Source organism: Yoonia sp. R2-816 (assembly GCF_046762905.1).
In the GTDB taxonomy this organism is placed as follows: Bacteria; Pseudomonadota; Alphaproteobacteria; order Rhodobacterales; family Rhodobacteraceae; genus Yoonia.
The window spans coordinates 1-529 of sequence record NZ_JBKQXN010000128.1 but is presented as its reverse complement, the minus strand read 5'-3'; the positions used below and the strand labels follow the sequence as shown (position 1 = coordinate 529).

Here is a 529-nt window from a genome sequence, read left to right as displayed (position 1 = left end):
AGGGTTGTCTTCCCGACCGAGACTGCGGACGGCAAGGTGCTGGTTGGCCAGGATGTGGGCGGTGATGACAGTGTGGACAGCGACGCTGACCCGGCCACCGGGGTGACGGCGCTGATCCCCGTGGGGGTGGGCGAGGATATCCGCGATGTGGATGCCGGTGTGGCAGATCCCGGCACGGCGAGCCTGGGCGGTGTGTTCTTTGTCGATGCAAACAAGGATGACGTGCAAGGCGCGGGCGATACGGGTGTGGCCGGTGCCACAGTGCAGTTGGTGCTGGGCGGTGTGGTGGTTGCGACAACCACGACCGCCGCGGACGGGTCCTATCTGTTCGCAGATCTCGACGCTGGTGAGTACAGCGTGATCTTCACCAATCCCGGCGACCAGGTCTTTGTGACCCCCGATCAGGGCGGAGACGACACGACCGACAGCGACGCGGTGGACAATGGCGACGGCACAGCCACCACAGCCCCCGTGATGGTGAACATCGGCGACGCAATCCGCAATGTCGACGCCGGCATCGCCGATCCGG

Annotated in this window: 1 protein-coding gene; it reads left to right on the top strand. The window is 65.4% G+C overall.

Going from position 1 to position 529, the window contains the following annotated elements:
• Window positions 1–529 (top strand): SdrD B-like domain-containing protein (locus ACFWW2_RS02830; RefSeq protein WP_393925976.1); only part of this gene is annotated, 529 nt, incomplete at both ends.